12 protein-coding genes and 1 pseudogene are annotated in these 14507 nt (G+C 73.4%); 8 read left to right on the top strand and 5 right to left on the bottom strand.

Features of this window, described 5'->3' with window-relative positions:
* Window positions 1-62: 62 nt before the first annotated feature.
* Entirely contained in the window at window positions 63-632 is a 570-nt protein-coding gene (locus ACIQ1J_RS18115; RefSeq protein WP_403557738.1) for a hypothetical protein, read from the bottom strand.
* A 180-nt stretch (window positions 633-812) separates the two neighbouring features.
* Here ACIQ1J_RS18115 and hmgA point away from each other — a divergent pair, with 180 nt between their 5' ends.
* The 4 genes and pseudogenes from hmgA to ACIQ1J_RS18095 all read left to right on the top strand — a co-directional run.
* Complete coding sequence (hmgA, locus tag ACIQ1J_RS18110) at window positions 813-2129, top strand: homogentisate 1,2-dioxygenase (protein WP_403557736.1); 1317 nt, start codon at window positions 813-815, stop codon at window positions 2127-2129.
* A 26-nt stretch (window positions 2130-2155) separates the two neighbouring features.
* Window positions 2156-2905 (top strand): GntR family transcriptional regulator, encoded by a 750-nt coding sequence (locus ACIQ1J_RS18105; protein ID WP_210961806.1) that lies wholly within the window; start codon window positions 2156-2158, stop codon window positions 2903-2905.
* Window positions 2906-2927: 22 nt separating this feature from the next.
* Window positions 2928-4088 (top strand): type ISP restriction/modification enzyme, encoded by a 1161-nt coding sequence (locus ACIQ1J_RS18100; protein ID WP_403557734.1) that lies wholly within the window; start codon window positions 2928-2930, stop codon window positions 4086-4088.
* A gap of 10 nt (window positions 4089-4098) precedes the next feature.
* Window positions 4099-4476 (top strand): annotated as a pseudogene (locus tag ACIQ1J_RS18095) (ABC transporter permease); the annotation flags it as partial.
* Between the two features lie 194 nt (window positions 4477-4670).
* Here ACIQ1J_RS18095 and ACIQ1J_RS18090 read toward each other — a convergent pair.
* From ACIQ1J_RS18090 to ACIQ1J_RS18080, 3 genes are all read right to left on the bottom strand, one after another.
* Window positions 4671-4940, bottom strand: a complete 270-nt coding sequence (locus ACIQ1J_RS18090; RefSeq protein ID WP_345638409.1) for a hypothetical protein — start codon at window positions 4938-4940, stop codon at window positions 4671-4673.
* A gap of 115 nt (window positions 4941-5055) precedes the next feature.
* The gene (locus ACIQ1J_RS18085) at window positions 5056-5862 is read right to left on the bottom strand and encodes an anti-sigma factor domain-containing protein (RefSeq protein ID WP_403557732.1); all 807 of its coding nucleotides are present in this window, start codon (window positions 5860-5862) and stop codon (window positions 5056-5058) included.
* Window positions 5859-6401 (bottom strand): sigma-70 family RNA polymerase sigma factor, encoded by a 543-nt coding sequence (locus ACIQ1J_RS18080; protein WP_403557730.1) that lies wholly within the window; start codon window positions 6399-6401, stop codon window positions 5859-5861. The genes ACIQ1J_RS18085 and ACIQ1J_RS18080 overlap by 4 nt, the downstream gene beginning before the upstream one ends.
* 306 nt (window positions 6402-6707) lie before the next feature.
* Here ACIQ1J_RS18080 and ACIQ1J_RS18075 point away from each other — a divergent pair, with 306 nt between their 5' ends.
* The 4 genes from ACIQ1J_RS18075 to ACIQ1J_RS18060 all read left to right on the top strand — a co-directional run bounded on the left by ACIQ1J_RS18075 (window position 6708) and on the right by ACIQ1J_RS18060 (window position 13174).
* On the top strand, window positions 6708-8237 hold the full coding sequence (locus tag ACIQ1J_RS18075) for a DUF4331 domain-containing protein (protein WP_403557728.1): 1530 nt from the start codon (window positions 6708-6710) through the stop codon (window positions 8235-8237).
* A 123-nt stretch (window positions 8238-8360) separates the two neighbouring features.
* Entirely contained in the window at window positions 8361-9827 is a 1467-nt protein-coding gene (locus tag ACIQ1J_RS18070; RefSeq protein ID WP_403557726.1) for a tetratricopeptide repeat protein, read from the top strand.
* Entirely contained in the window at window positions 9824-11401 is a 1578-nt protein-coding gene (locus ACIQ1J_RS18065; RefSeq protein WP_403557724.1) for a sulfite exporter TauE/SafE family protein, read from the top strand. The genes ACIQ1J_RS18070 and ACIQ1J_RS18065 overlap by 4 nt, the downstream gene beginning before the upstream one ends.
* A gap of 78 nt (window positions 11402-11479) precedes the next feature.
* On the top strand, window positions 11480-13174 hold the full coding sequence (locus tag ACIQ1J_RS18060) for a serine/threonine-protein kinase (RefSeq protein ID WP_403557722.1): 1695 nt from the start codon (window positions 11480-11482) through the stop codon (window positions 13172-13174).
* Here the strand turns inward: ACIQ1J_RS18060 and ACIQ1J_RS18055 are convergent.
* Window positions 13144-13950 carry an SGNH/GDSL hydrolase family protein gene (locus ACIQ1J_RS18055; RefSeq protein WP_403557720.1) on the bottom strand — a complete coding sequence of 269 codons (807 nt, stop codon included), beginning with the start codon at window positions 13948-13950 and terminating at the stop codon, window positions 13144-13146. The genes ACIQ1J_RS18060 and ACIQ1J_RS18055 overlap by 31 nt on opposite strands.
* Between the last annotated feature and the right edge of the window lie 557 nt (window positions 13951-14507).

Below are 14507 nucleotides of genomic sequence, written 5' to 3'. Positions count from 1 at the left end.
TGCCCTTCCGCCGCGGTCCGGTGAACTGTGACCTTCAGTACGGCGGTGGCCACCTGCTCCGCTCACCGCACCGCCGTGCGGGCGGGAAGCGACTGGCCCTCCTTCCCCCCCGGCTCCGTGGGCTCCGCGTCCGACGCCGTGATGTCCGCCGTGCTCTCGACGGGTTCGCCGTCGACGGCCCAGACGGTGCCGTCGTCGGCGTACAGGCGGACCGTGAGCTGGTGGGTGCCGCGGGGCACGAGGCCGGCGGCGAGGCGGTACTCCGGTCCGCGCAGGCGGGTGAGGAGGTCGCCGTCGAGGAAGAGGTGGGCGACGCCGCGGCCGGCCACCGCCTTCGCCTCCGTCCCGGTCGGCGAGAACCTGAAGTCGCGGACGGTCAGGCGCACGACCCAGCTGTCGTCGGTCTCGGGCTGTACCTCGATACCGACCTCGGGAGCGCGCTCACCGTCCACTTCCCGGTAGCGCCGGCCCTCCGCGTCGGTGACGTCGAGCAGCCTGCCCTCCGGCGTGGCGGAGTCCCGGGCACCGGGTTCGCCCGTACCGCCCGTATCACTGGAGCCGCAGCCAACTGGTCCGGTCAGCAGGAGGACACAGACCGCGAGCACGGCGAGTACTCCCCGCATCCACGACATGACGGGAGACTAGAACACCGGTCCGACAGTCCGGATCCCCCGGGGGTCTGGTTCCGGTCATCCTCCTCCGGGACTACCCGCGTGGACCAGAACCCCCTACGACCTCTTGCGCGCGGGAAACCGCAATCCTACGGTGTCCCATAGGAATCGGGTGGGAATCGGGTTGCGAGGGAGCGATCAATGAGCGGGGACGCGCGGAAGACGGCGGAGGGGCTGGTCTACCTGTCCGGTTTCGGCAACGAGCACAGCTCGCAGGCCGTTCCGGGCGCCCTGCCCGAGGGCCGGAACTCGCCGCAGCGGGCGCCGCTGGGGCTCTACGCGGAGCAGCTGAGCGGCACGGCGTTCACGGAGCCGAGGGCGGACAACCGGCGCTCCTGGCTGTACCGGATCCGCCCGTCGGCCGCGCACCCGGCGTACACCCGCGCGGGCAACGGCGCGATCCGCACGGCGCCCTTCACCCAGGCCGTGCCGGATCCGAACCGGCTGCGGTGGAACCCGCTGCCCGAGCCGGAGGCGGGGACCGACTTCCTGGCGGGCCTGTGGACGCTGGGCGGCAACGGCGACGTCGCCCAGCGCACCGGCATGGCCGTGCACCTGTACCACGCCACGGCCTCCATGGAGCGCGTCTTCAGCGACGCAGACGGCGAGCTGCTGATCGTTCCGGAGCGCGGCGGCCTGCTGCTGCGCACCGAGTTCGGACTGCTGCACGCCGAACCCGGCCATGTGGCGCTGATCCCGCGCGGGGTCCGCTTCCGGGTGGAACTGCTCGACGAGGGGGCCCGCGGCTACGTCTGCGAGAACTACGGCGCCCCCTTCCGCCTCCCCGACCTCGGCCCGATCGGCGCCAACGGCCTGGCGAACGTGCGGGACTTCATGGCGCCGGTCGCCGCCTACGAGGACGTCGAGGGCCCGGTGGAGGTGGTCAACAAGTTCTGCGGCAACCTCTGGACCGCGACCTACGACCACTCCCCGCTGGACGTGGTCGCCTGGCACGGCAACCATGTCCCGTACGTCTACGACCTGCGCCGTTTCAACGTCATCGGCACCGTCTCGTACGACCACCCGGACCCGTCGATCTTCACGGTGCTGACCTCTCCGTCGGACACCCCCGGCCTCGCGGGCGTCGACTTCGTGGTCTTCGCGCCGCGCTGGATGGTGGGCGAGGACACCTTCCGGCCGCCGTACTTCCACCGGAACGTGATGAGCGAGTACATGGGCCTGATCGAGGGCGCCTACGACGCCAAGGCGGAGGGTTTCGTGCCGGGCGGCGGCTCACTGCACAACATGATGTCGGCACACGGTCCGGACCGGGAGACCTTCGACCGGGCGAGCGCGGCCGAGCTGAAGCCGCAGCGGATCGACGACGGGCTGGCGTTCATGTTCGAGACGCGCTGGCCGGTGACCCTCACGCCCCACGCGGCCCGCGCCGAACACCTGCAGCAGGGCTACGACGACGTCTGGCAGGGCCTGGAGCGTCACTTCCGCCCCTTGCACTGAGGATTCCCTACCGGTACGGATGGCCCGTGACCTCCTTCGCCCCGGACTCCATCGTCCTGAACCGCAAGCTGCCGCTGTGGTACCAGGTGTCGCAGTCGTTGCGCGCCTCGATACTGGGCCGCTCGCCCCGGGACCCGCTGCGCCTGCCCACGGAGGAGCAGTTGGCCGGTCACTACGGGGTGAGCGTGCTGACCATGCGACAGGCGCTGAAGGAGCTGGAGGACGAAGGGCTGATCACCCGGCACCGCCGACGCGGCACGTTCATCGAGCCCGACGCCCGGCGGGGCGCCCCGGTGCGGCTGCTGGGCTCGGTCGACGCGATCGTGGCCCAGCAGTCCGGCATGAAGGCCGAGCTGCTGGGCCACGGCACCGGGCCCGTGCCGCCCGAACTCGCCGAGTTCTTCCCGGACCTGGCGGAGACGGCGACGTACCACCGGCTGCGCTGCGACGAGAAGACGGGTGAGCCCACCAACCACGCCCACAACTACGTCCGGCCCGAGGTCGCCGCCCGCATCGACGTGGACGACCTGGCCCGCTGGCCGATGACCAAGGTGCTGCGGGACGTGGTGGGCATGGACATCAGCCGGATCACGGACACCGTGGAGGCCCGGCTCGCGGACCCGGAGACGGCGCGGCTGCTCGAAGTCCCGCTGCTCAGCCCGATCCTGCACTACACGGGCATCACGTACGACACGGCGGGACGGGTGCTGGACGTGGCGGTCATCCACTACCGGGGGGACCGCTTCTCGTTCACGGTCACCCTGGATGCCACGTGAGGCCCGGGCGCCCCGTCGTACGATGCCCAGCGTGACGCACGACGACGCTCCGCCGCTGGCGGACCTCATGCCGTGGTCCGTCGCACCGCCGCGGCTCGGCCGGGGGTGGCCGACGGCACCCGACGCGGCGTCCCTCAAAGCCCGCTGGGACGCCCTGATGAAGGCCGAGGGGCCCGACCGTGAGGGCATGCTGGTGCCGACGCGTTCGCGGACCGCGCACACGGCGGTCGGACAGCTGCCGGGCGGGGCCGGCGGCACCGAGCAGCTGGCGCGCGCCTCGGGGCCGTGTCCGGAGCCGGTCCGTGTGCTGCGCGCACCCTTCGACGAGCAGTGGCTCATTCCCGACCACCGGCTGATCGACGCGGCCCGTCCGGAGCTGTGGCGGGTGGCGGACGAGCGGCAGGTCTTCGTCGTGGAGGCACCCGGCGCCGCCGGCCCTCCCCTGCTCGTCGCGACCTCGCGGCTGCCGCTGCTGGGCGGAGCCCGGGTGCGCCCGCTGTACCGGCGTCCCGGCGGGACGGAGCCGAACCTGGCCCCCGGCCTCCTCGACCACCTGGCCGCCCGGCTCGGCCGGCGTCCCGCGCCGGGGGACGTGCTGGCCTGGGCGGTGGCGACCGTGCGGGAGGGCTCCGTCGTCCCGCTGACCGCGGACCCCGCGCTGTGGGAGCGCGGTGTCGGCCTGGGCCGGCGCGCCCTGTGGCTGATGCGCCGCGACGGGGAGCGCCCCAAGCTGCCCGGCGGCCGTCGCCCGTACGTCCGCGCACCACTGCCCGCGCGGCCGCTGACCCTGCGCTACGACCGGGACGAGGAGGCCCTGTACCTGGAAGAGGGCCGGGTCTCCCCCGTGCCGCCCGGTGCCTGGGACTTCGAGGTGGGCGGGGTGCGGGTGCTGGAGCAGTGGTTCGCGGCCCGTACCGCCGAGGGCGAGCCGGGCACGCTGGCCGCGATCCGCCCGGCCACCTGGCCGCAGACCTGGACGTCCGAGCTGCTGGAGCTGATCACGGTCCTCGCCCTGCTCGCCGAACTGCGGCCACGGTGCCGGGAACTGACCGTGACGGACGGGATCACGTCGGCCGAGCTGCGCGAGGCGGGCGTCCTGCCGGCGCCCCCGGCGGCCCACCGGCCGGCCTCCGTGCTGGACGGCCGGGAGGAGGGGCCGGAGGGGCAGCTGGTGCTGCTGTAGGCCCGCCCGACTCGGCGCGGTGGGTGCCGTGGGGCTGTTGCTGCTGTTCCGGTTCGCGACGACGTGGGTCGGGATATTCCTGGGGCTGCTCACCCGGAACGAGGAGGCCGCCGGTCAACCGGGCGGCGCGACCTTCATCCTGCCGCTGCTGTCCAACGCGTACATCCCGACCGAGGGACTGCCGGGCCGGCTGCGCACGGTCGCCGGGTGGAACCCGATCAGCGCGGTGACCACGGCGCTGCGCGATCTCTTCGGCAACGCGCCCGTGCCGGAGGGAGCCGCCTGGCCGGTGGCGCATCCCGTCGCCGGGTCGCTGGCCTGGTGCGCGGTGCTGCTCGCGGTCTTCGTCCCGCTCGCCGTACGCCGGTACGCGCGCGGAGAGGGCTGAGCGGGCCGCCGGCGGGCGCCACGCCGGGTGGGAATCGACGGGACGGACGTACGGAAGGGACGGACGTACGAACGGGTACGAGGCGTAGGGAGGTTTACCCGCGCTCGGGAGCACACCGGGGCGCCGCTGCGTGCCGTGGGGATGACGGACTGCGCGGCACCGCGCCGGGTCGGTGTGACCGCCGACGCGCGGGCCTAGTTGCCGCCGAACAGCGAGCGGCGCAGTCGGCGCAACGGCGCGAACAGCGAGACCCGGCGCACCCTGGCGCCCCTGCTGCTGCGCTTGTGCGCGGGCTCACGCGCGGTCAGCTCACGCATCAGCGACGTCGCCTCAACCGTCTCCCGTTGCGGGAGGGCAGGTCCTCCGAGCACCGCGAGATGACGGTCGAGACGCGAGCTGGCCGCGCTGCTTCCGCAAGTGATCGCAGGGACCCTTGCCCTGCTGCGCACTGTTATCTGTTCCATGTCACTCCCCACCCGTACGAGTCCACCCGGCCCGGGCAGAGTAACCCTATCGCCCCGGTACGGCATGCGTGTATCGCGGTCACAGGATTCACCTTCCCCGTAAGGGGGTTGACGACTACTCTCCGAATCCAGCAGATTCCAGGGTGAGTTGGACAACCGGCCTGCTCGTCGGGCGGGCCGAGCCCCCGTCGGGCTCGATCGTCACGGCCAGTGAGGTGGCGGCCCGGTTCAGGCCGGAGGCGACCAGGGGTGTGTCGCCGTCGAAGAGCCCGAGGGAGCGCGGTACGGCGCCGGGGCGCATGAGCCAGAGTTGGTGCACTCGGCCGCCGGACGGGTCCCCGTATCCGCTCAGGGTGACGACCGCGCGCCCCTCGGATGCGGAGGCGACCACTCCGATACTGCGGCCCCGGTCGTCCTCGCCGCTCGTCGCGCGGGCGTCCGGCGCGGCCAGAACGTGGGCGATCTCACGTGCCCGGTCCCGCGCGGTGTCCAGTTCGCCCTGTGTCCGGTTCGCCTGGACGGCGAAGAGCGAGGCGACCACGAGCGCCGCGGCGGCCGTCACCGTGGCGAAGGGCACCAGCAGGGGGCGCGGCCGGGACGCGCGGGAGCGCGCCGGCGGCGGCTGGACGCCCCACACGTGCGGCGGCAGCCGGCGCACGGGCCCGGGCGCGGGCTCCTGCGGAGTGCTCCGTACGGCGGCCAGGACCCGCCCGCGCAGGTCGGCCGGTGCCGGGGCGGCCGTGGACCAGGCCAGCCGGACGGCGTCCTCGGACAGCGCCCGCACCTCGGCGGCGCAGCGTTCACACCCCTCCAGGTGCCGCTCGAAGCGGACCCGTTCGGCGCCTTCGAGGGCGTCCAGGGCGTACGGGGCTGCGAGCGAGTGGAGGTCGCCGCGGCGCGGCAGCCGGCCGAAGAGGCTCATGCGGTGCCTCCCAGGCAGTCGCGCAGGCGGTTGAGTCCGTCTCTCATCCGTGTCTTCACCGTGCCCAGCGGAAGGGAGAGGCGCTCGGCGACCTCCCGGTAGGTGTAGCCGTCGTAGTAGGCGAGGGTGACCGACTGGCGCTGCAGTGCGGTCAGGCGGTCCAGGCAACGGCGCACCCACTCGCGTTCGAGGCCGGCCTCCACCTCCTCGGAGACCTGGTCGAAGGCGGGATGGTGGGCGCGGCGGGCCTCGCGCTGCTCGCGCTCGCCGGCCGCGCGGGCGCTGCGCACCCGGTCGACGGCGCGGCGGTGGGCGACGGTGAGGATCCAGGACAGGGCACTTCCCCGGCGCGGGTCGAACCGGGCGGCGGACCGCCAGAGTTCGAGCAGCACCTCCTGCGCCACCTCCTCCGACTGGGCGGGGTCGCGCACCACGCGCTGTACGAGTCCGAACACCGGTCCGGAGACCAGCCCGTACAGCTCCTCGAAGGCCTTCTGGTCACCGTCCGCCACGAGCATCAGCAGCTCGTCCGCCCCCACTCGGTCCCCCTCTCACCGCGGGCCGCGCCCGGCCCGTCCGTCACCACCGGGCGCGCGCAGCGTGCGCGCCCTCCGCAGGAGTTACGGATCGGCGGACGGAAAACGCGGGTCGGCCGGGCACGTGTTGGCCGCGGAAGGGGATTCCGGGCCCCTCCCGCGCCCATCCGGCTTCATCATTCCGGTTCTTTCCGGGTCCTTTCGGGGCTCTTTCGGGGCTCTTTCCGGGGCCGGCCAATCCGGGTCGGGGAGCGCTCCGAATGCCGGTGCGTCAGGGAAGTCGGCTCATCGGCACAGAGGACGGACGGCATGACACCTATCTCCGGAAGCGGTGGCGCGGGGCGCCGCCGGGGCGTGGCCACGCTGGTCTGCGGCGCGCTGGCCGCCGGAGGTCTCGCGGCCGCCGGCGTGACCGCGCTGGAACCTGGGGCGGCGTCCGCCTCCAGTCATCGGGAGGCCCCGCTGATTTCGGGGACCCCGCAGTACGACAACACGGACCTGTACGCCTTCGTGAGCCCGGACCGGCCGGACACCACGACGCTCGTCGCGAACTGGACCCCGTTCGAGGAACCGGCCGGCGGGCCGAACTTCTTCACCTTCGCGGAGGACGCCCAGTACGACCTGCACGTCGACAACAACGGCGACGCGCTGGGCGATCTGGTGTTCCGGTACACGTTTACCACGCACACGAAGAACGACAAGACGTTCCTCTACAACACGGGCCCCGTCACCAGTCTCGACGACCCGGATCTCAACATCACCCAGACCTACGACATCGACCTCATCAAGCTCCACGGAGGAAAGGAGGCCTCCCGGACGACGATCGCCCACGAGGTGCCGGTGGCGCCGTCGAACGTCGGCAAGGCGTCGATGCCGGACTACGGCGCGCTGCGCGACCAGGCGGTCCACGAGCTGGCCGGCGGGGCGCAGACCTTCGCCGGGCAGGCCGACGACCCGTTCTTCCTGGACCTGCGCGTCTTCGACCTGCTGTACGGCGGAAACCTGTCCGAGGTCGGCAACGACACCCTCAAGGGCTACAACGTCAACTCGATCGCGCTCCAGGTCCCCACCGCCATGGTCGTGGAGTCGGCCGAGCAGCCGGTGGTGGGCATCTGGTCGACGACGCAGCGCAAGAACGCGCAAGGGGAGTTCACCCAGGTCTCACGGATCGGCAACCCGCTGGTGAACGAGGTCGTCAACCCGCTGAAGGACAAGGACACGTTCAACGCGTCCGTGCCGGCCGACGACGCACAGTTCCTGCCGAACGTCACCAACCCCGAGCTGCCGAAGCTCATCGAGGCGATCTACAAGATCGAGGCGCCCGCCGAGCCGCGCGACGACCTCGTCGAGGTGTTCCTCAAGGGCGTCAAGGACCTCAACCAGCCGCCGCATGTCACGCCCTCGGAGCAACTGCGCCTCAACACCTCGATCGCACCGGCCGCAGAGCCGAAGCGCCTCGGCGTTCTCGACGGCGACAACGCCGGCTTCCCCAACGGGCGCCGGCTGGCCGACGACGTGATCGACGCCGCGCTCCAGGTGGTCGAGGGCGAGCTGGTCGGTGCCGCGAACGACCTGGGCGACGCGGTCGACGTCAACGACAAGGAGTTCGGGAAGGCCTTCCCGTACGTGGCGAACCCGACGGAGGGTTCACGCGGTCCGCTCGCCGACGGCACCGGCGAGGACAACGACGTGCGCAACCAGCTGGGCGACGCGCTGCGGCCGGCCGGCTCCGACGACACGACCCTCATCGCCGCCTCCGCGGGCGCCGGAGCCGTCGGCATCCTGCTGATCGGCGGCGCCCTGGCGTGGTGGCGCCGCATGCGAGGCCGGGCCTACTGACCGGCCCCACCGACTGGCGCGGTCCGCTCCCTTCCCCTCCCCCACGGCGGGCCGCGCCGCCTCCGCTCCCGTCTCCCGTACGTCGCTCGCACCGCTTGATCGCTTGATCGCTTGAGGAGAGGCATGGCCCCGCACAGTAACGACAGCGAACCGGTCAGTGAACCGGCCGAGGCTCCCGTCCCCCCGCCCGGGACGGGAGACGCCGAAGCCGGAGTCACCGGCGCCGGCCGGCGCCTGGCCGCCGTGCGGCGCTTCGCCGCGGCCGGGCGGCGCTGGCGGGGCTCGCGCTCGGTCGGGTGTGCCGCACTGCTGGCCGTGGCGCTGACCGCGGGGGCCGTCGCGGTCGACGGAGTTCGGGAAGGGCGGGGCGTGGTGGCGGCCGGTGTGCCGCGGGGCGGGCCGGGGATGCTGAACGGCGTCGGCCTGGACGCGGGTGTCCCGGCCCTGCAGGCCCGGCTCCGTTCCCAGCCGCGGGACTTCGGCGGCTGGGCCACGCTCGGACTGGCCTACGTCGAGCAGGCCCGCACCGACGGCGACCCCTCCCGCTACCCGCGGGCCGAGAAGGCCCTCAAGCGTTCCCTGGACCTGAACCCCGGCAACGACCAGGCCCTCGCCGGCCGCGCCGCCCTCGCCGCCGCCCGGCACGACTTCGCGGACGCGCTGGCGTACGCCGACCGCGCTCTGAGGTCGAACCCCTACAACGAACGCGCCCTGTGCTCCCGTATCGACGCCCTCGTCGAACTCGGCCGCTACGACGACGCGGCACGGGCCGCCGACACCGCCGACACCCGGCGGCCGGGCATCCCGGTCTTCACCCGGTACGCGTACGTCCGGGAGCTGCGCGGCGAGGTGGACACCGCGCGGCGGGTGCTGGAGCAGGCCCTCGCGGGTGCCTCCGCCCCCGCCGACGTGGCGTACGTCGCCACCCGGCTGGGCCGGCTCGCCTGGAGTCAGGGGGACCACCCGGCCGCCCTCGGCCACTACGCCCGTGCCCTCGCCGCCGACGACACCCACCTGCCCGCCCTGGAGGGCCGCGCCCGGGCGAAGGCCGCGAGCGGCGACGAGGCCGGCGCGGTCCGGGACCTGGAGAGCGTCGTCGCCCGCTCCCCGCTGCCCGGCCCGCTCGTCGCGCTCGGCGAGCTGTACGAGGCGCGGGGCGAGAAGGCGAAGGCCCGCGAGCAGTACACCCTCGTCGACGCCTGGACGGCGCTCGCCCGGTCCGGCGGCGTGAACGTCGACCTGGACACCGCCCTCGCCGCCGCCGACCACGGCGACAAGGACGCGGCCCTGCGCGCGGCCCGCGCCGAATGGGACCGCCGCCCCACCGTGCACACCGCGGACGCCCTCGCCTGGGCGCTGCACGTGAGCGGCCGCGACGCGGAGGCGTTGCCGTACGCCCGCCGGGCCACGGCCACGGGCTACCGCAACGCCGCGTTCCTCCACCATCTGGGCGTCATCGAGCGCGCGGTGGGGCGGGACGGGGACGCCCGCCGCCATCTGACGGCGGCACTGGAACTGAACCCGGGCTTCTCGCCCCTCGGCGCGCGCGAGGCCCGCACGGCGCTCAAGGACCTGGAGACGGCGCGTTGAGCCCCGACCGCTCCCGCCGCTCCCGTGGCCCCCGCCGCTCCCGCCGTCTCCTGGCGCGCGGCGCCGCCGTACTCACCGCGGCCTGCGCCCTCGCCCTGTTCCCCTCGGCCGGGGCGAGCGCGCATCCGCTCGGCAACTTCACCGTCAACCGTTACGACGGTCTGGTCGCCGCCCCCGGCGAACTGCGCGTCGACCACGTCGAGGACCTCGCGGAGATCCCGGCCACCCAGGCCGGCCCCGACGTCGAACGGCTCGGCATCGCGGAGTGGGCCCGGCAGCGCTGTGCGAAGGCCGCCCGGGACAGCGGGCTCACCGTCGACGGCCGTGCGGTCGGCCTCACCGCGCAGCGCAGCCACGCTCGCGTGCGGCCCGGTCAGGCCGGGCTCGACACCCTGCGCCTGGAATGCCGGCTCACCGCGCCGATGCCCGAGGCCGCCGAGGCGACCGTCGGCTTCCGGGCCGCCGGTGCCTCGTCCGGTCCCGGCTGGCGCGAGATCACCGCGCGCGGCGACAGCATGACGCTCACCGAGTCGGACGTGGCGACGGCATCCGTCTCGCGCGAACTGACCCGCTACCCCGAGGAACTGCTCTCCTCCCCGGCCGACACCGCGAGCGCGTCCCTGCGCGTCCGGCCCGGCGGGCCCGCGCTGGACCGGGAACGGCAGCAGGACGCCCCCGCCGCCTCCGTCCTGCCCCGGGGCGCCGACCGCTGGACCCGCGCCCTGGACTCCCTGGTCGCCCGGCACGACCTGACACTCGGCTTCGCAGGCCTCGCCCTCGTCGTCGCGGTCGCCCTGGGCGCGATGCACGCGCTCGCGCCGGGCCACGGCAAGACGCTGATGGCCGCGACGGCCGCCGCCCGGGGAGGCGGGGCCCGGCTGAAGGACGTCCTGCCGATGGCCGCCTCGGTGACGGTCACGCACACCCTGGGTGTGGTCGCCCTCGGCCTCCTGGTCACCGCGGGCTCGGCGGCCGCGCCCTCGGTCGTCGCCTGGCTCGGCATCGCCAGCGGTGTCCTGGTGACGCTGGCGGGCGCGAGCCTGCTGCGCCGCGCGCTTCGTCACCGGGGCCACGCGCACGCCCATGCCGACAGCCACCACCAAGACCACCACCACGACCACGACCACGGCGACGACCACGGTCACGGTCACGGTCACGGTCACGGTCACGGCGACGACCACGGTCACAGCCACAGTCACGGCTCCCGCACCCACACCCACCCCACTTCCCCCTCCCTCCGCGGCACGATCCTCCTCGGATTCGCCGGCGGGCTCGTGCCCAGTCCGTCCGCCGTGGTGGTCCTCGTCGGCGCGGCCGCCCTCGGCCAGGCCTGGTTCGGCCTCCTCCTCGTGCTCGCGTACGGCGTCGGGCTCGCCCTCACCCTCACCGCGGCCGGTGCCGCGGTCGTGCGGCTCGGCGGCGGCGCGAGCCGCCTGCTGCGGCGGCGTCCCCGGTGGACGTCGGGCCCGCTGGCCGGGCTGGTGCGCCGGGCCACTCCCCTCGGGTCGGCGTTCGTCGTGGTGGTCCTCGGGGCCGGATTGGTGTTCAGGGGGGCCGCATCCGCACTCGGCTGAGCTACTTTTGGGATGCATGCGGGAGTGATTCGGGCCCGTTGCGGGGAATGTCCGCGCGAGACCTCATAGGGGGCGCCGGTGTCCGGAGAACCCGGCGGTGAGCGCGTGATCGACGGCCGCTACCGCCTCCTGTCCCCCCTCGGCGAGGGCGGCATGGGCACGGTGTGGCGCGCCCGCGACGAGGTGCTGCACCGCGAGGTCGCCGTCAAGGAGGTGCGCGCGCCCGCCGGGTTGCCGGAGACCGATGTGCGCCGGATGTACACGCGGCTGGAGCGCGAGGCGTGGGCCGCCGCCAGGGTCGCCCACCACAACGTGGTCACGGTGTACGACGTGGCCACCGACGGCGGCCGGCCCTGGATCGTGATGGAGCTGGTGCGCGGGCTGTCGCTGGCCGACCTGCTGGGGGCCGAGGGCCCGCTGGAACCGCCGCGGGCCGCGCGGATCGGTGCCGAGGTGCTGGCCGCGCTGCGGGCCGCGCACGGGGCGGGGGTGCTGCACCGGGACGTGAAACCCGGCAACGTGCTGCTGTCGAACGACGGCCGGGTGGTGCTCACCGACTTCGGGATCGCCATGGTCGAGGGCAGTTCGGCGCTGACCATGACCGGCGAGGTCATCGGCTCGCCCGAGTTCCTCGCTCCGGAACGGGCGCTGGGCCGCACGCCCGGTCCCGAGTCCGACCTCTGGTCGCTGGGCGTGCTGCTCTACACGGCGGTCGAGGGCGCCTCGCCCTTCCGTCAGGACACCCCGCTGAGCACCCTGCGGGCGATCGTCGACGAGGAGTTGCCGCCGCCGCACCGGGCCGGCGCGCTCGCGCCCGTCATCGAGGGCCTGCTGCGCAAGGACCCGGCGGAACGGCTCCCGGCCGAGCGTGCCGAGCGGGAGCTGCGGGTCCTGGGAGCCGGGGGCGGTGCGCCGACGGCGGACACGGTGCCGGCCGGCGCGTACGCCCCCACCGTCGCGGCCCGTCCGGAGCCGGTCCGGCCGACTCCGCCGATGCCGATGCCGATGCCGATGCCGATGCCGGGGCCGGGGCCAGGGCCGGCGACTGCGACGGCCGCCCGGTCCGCGCCCACCTCGCCCGGGGGCCGGGACCGGCGCGCGCGTGCGGTGCTGGTCCTGGGGCTGGCGGTGCTCGCGCTCGCACTGGCCGGAGTGACGTACGCGCTGCTGAACCGCTCGGACGGCGGTGGCGGTACGGAGGGTTCGGGCGGAAGCCGGGGCCCTGGGGCGAGTTCGGCCGCGCCGAGCCGGACGGAGTCGAGTGAGGAGCCGAACCCGTCGGCCTCCGGCAGCCACAGCACGGAGAGCAGTCCCGCACCGCAGTCGGTGAAGGTCTCCGTGGCGGGCTCGCACACCGGATACTCGGGGGTCTGTCCTCCGCCGCACGACCTGGCACCCGCCTTCACGGCGACGTTCACGGTGGGGCGGCTGCCCGCGCGGCTCGGCTACCGCTGGGTGACGGAGGACGGGTCGGTCTCCGACCCGGGGTGGAAGACGTTGTCCTTCCCCGCGGGAGGTGACCGCGTACGGCAGGACACGGTCGTCGTGACGACTAACAACGACAGCGGCACGTTCGAGAGTGCCGTCCGCGTGGAGGTGCGGTCTCCGGTGGAGACCACGTCGAACTCGGTGGCGTTCTCCGTGGCCTGTGGAACGGGGACGGGGACGGGGACGGAGGGGGAGACCCCGACGGGCGGGGCTTCCCCCTCCCTCTCCCCCTCTCCTTCTCCTTCCGCTTCCGGTCAGGCGGCGCCGTTGAGGACCGGCAGGTAGCCGCCGGACTGGCCGGCCGCGGTCGGGTGGTACGACTCGCCGATGTTGAGCCAGTTCACGCTGTGCAGCCAGGAGTTGCCGGAGCAGATCTCGTGGCCGGTGAAGGTGGGACGTACGTCGCCGAAGGTGAAGCCGTGGTCGGCGGCGCGCTTGGCGATGGCGGTGTTGAGGTGGTCGGAGGCGTCGTTGATCGCCTTCCGCTTGGTCTCGGAGAGGCCGATGCAGGAGGCGCCGAGCTGGTAGAAGCGCGGGTAGCCGAGGACGACGACGCGGGCGCTGGGCGCCTTGCCGCGGATGGCCGAGTAAACGCTGTCGAGGTTGCCGGGGAGTGTCGAGTCGACGTACGCCCTCGCGGTGGCGATCCGCGACAGGCAGGAGCTGTCGGACTGGAGCACGCACGTCATCATGACGTCGGAGAAGCCGGCGTCGGTGCCGCCGACGCTGATCGAGACCAGGCCGGTGGCGGAGCCGAGCGGGCCGAGCTGTCCGGCGAGAACATCACCCGTACGGGCGCCGGAACAGGCGGTGAAGTCGAACGACGAAGGTGAGTTGGCGGCGGCCCACAGGTACGGATGGGCCTTCGTGCTGCGCTTGCAGTCGCCGCTGGAGCCGATGTAGCTGCCCGCTCCGACCCCGGAGGAGTAGGAGTCGCCGAGCGCCACATAGCCGTCGGCTGCGGCGGGTTGGGCCGCCTGAGCGGACGCGGCCCCGGTGAGGGCGGCGCCGGCGGCGAGGAGGAGCGAACTCAGGAAGCCGACAAGTCGGGAACGTCTCATGGAACCTCCTATAGCAGGATCTCCGCTACAACCGTGGTAGCGGCTACGCGCGTTGACAGGAAGTGTCCATGCCAAGAAATGGCTGACAGTCATTCAATATCGGACGAAAGTCAGCGCGCACATCAGTGCGCCCTTGACGCTCTCCTGCGGGCTGCGTCACATTGAGGCCCGGCATCTTGGGCTTCGGGGGGCAAAGCGGAACGGTCCGGGGGACCGGCGCCGCGTGCAAACGCCCCACAAGAAGCACGGATGGCGGCAAACCAACAAAAACGTGAGACCTGCTTCCAGGTCTTGCCATACGGGTTCAATCGTCAATACCGTCATACATCTCCCGCATCGGTACGTCGGCAAGCGGCTCAGGGGAGGGCTCGAGGCCGCGGCGGGCCGGGGTGGGACGCGCGGTAGGGGGGTGCCGTGCTCGGTGACCGCATCGGTGACCGGGCCGTGCCGCGCAGTCGGCTGCCGTTTCTTTCCGGCGTCGACAGGCTTTGCCAGCTCACCTGGCACGCACGGAGATCCATGCCGTCGCGCCGTGGGTGATAACCCCCCTTTCGAAC

The sequence above is a fragment of the Streptomyces sp. NPDC097107 genome (assembly GCF_044762405.1).
Taxonomy (GTDB): domain Bacteria; phylum Actinomycetota; class Actinomycetes; order Streptomycetales; family Streptomycetaceae; genus Streptomyces; species Streptomyces thinghirensis.
The sequence above is the reverse complement of the archived record's forward strand: the minus strand, read 5'-3'. Positions and strand labels throughout refer to the sequence as shown.

Coding starts and splice junctions, on each gene's coding strand:
- ACIQ1J_RS18055 (WP_403557720.1), bottom strand. CDS start 13,950: ATGAGACGTTCCCGACTTGTCGGCTTCCTGAGTTCGCTCCTCCTCGCC.
- ACIQ1J_RS18075 (WP_403557728.1), top strand. CDS start 6,708: ATGACACCTATCTCCGGAAGCGGTGGCGCGGGGCGCCGCCGGGGCGTG.
- ACIQ1J_RS18085 (WP_403557732.1), bottom strand. CDS start 5,862: ATGAGCCTCTTCGGCCGGCTGCCGCGCCGCGGCGACCTCCACTCGCTC.
- ACIQ1J_RS18100 (WP_403557734.1), top strand. CDS start 2,928: ATGCCCAGCGTGACGCACGACGACGCTCCGCCGCTGGCGGACCTCATG.
- ACIQ1J_RS18070 (WP_403557726.1), top strand. CDS start 8,361: ATGGCCCCGCACAGTAACGACAGCGAACCGGTCAGTGAACCGGCCGAG.
- ACIQ1J_RS18115 (WP_403557738.1), bottom strand. CDS start 632: ATGTCGTGGATGCGGGGAGTACTCGCCGTGCTCGCGGTCTGTGTCCTC.
- ACIQ1J_RS18090 (WP_345638409.1), bottom strand. CDS start 4,940: ATGGAACAGATAACAGTGCGCAGCAGGGCAAGGGTCCCTGCGATCACT.
- hmgA (WP_403557736.1), top strand. CDS start 813: ATGAGCGGGGACGCGCGGAAGACGGCGGAGGGGCTGGTCTACCTGTCC.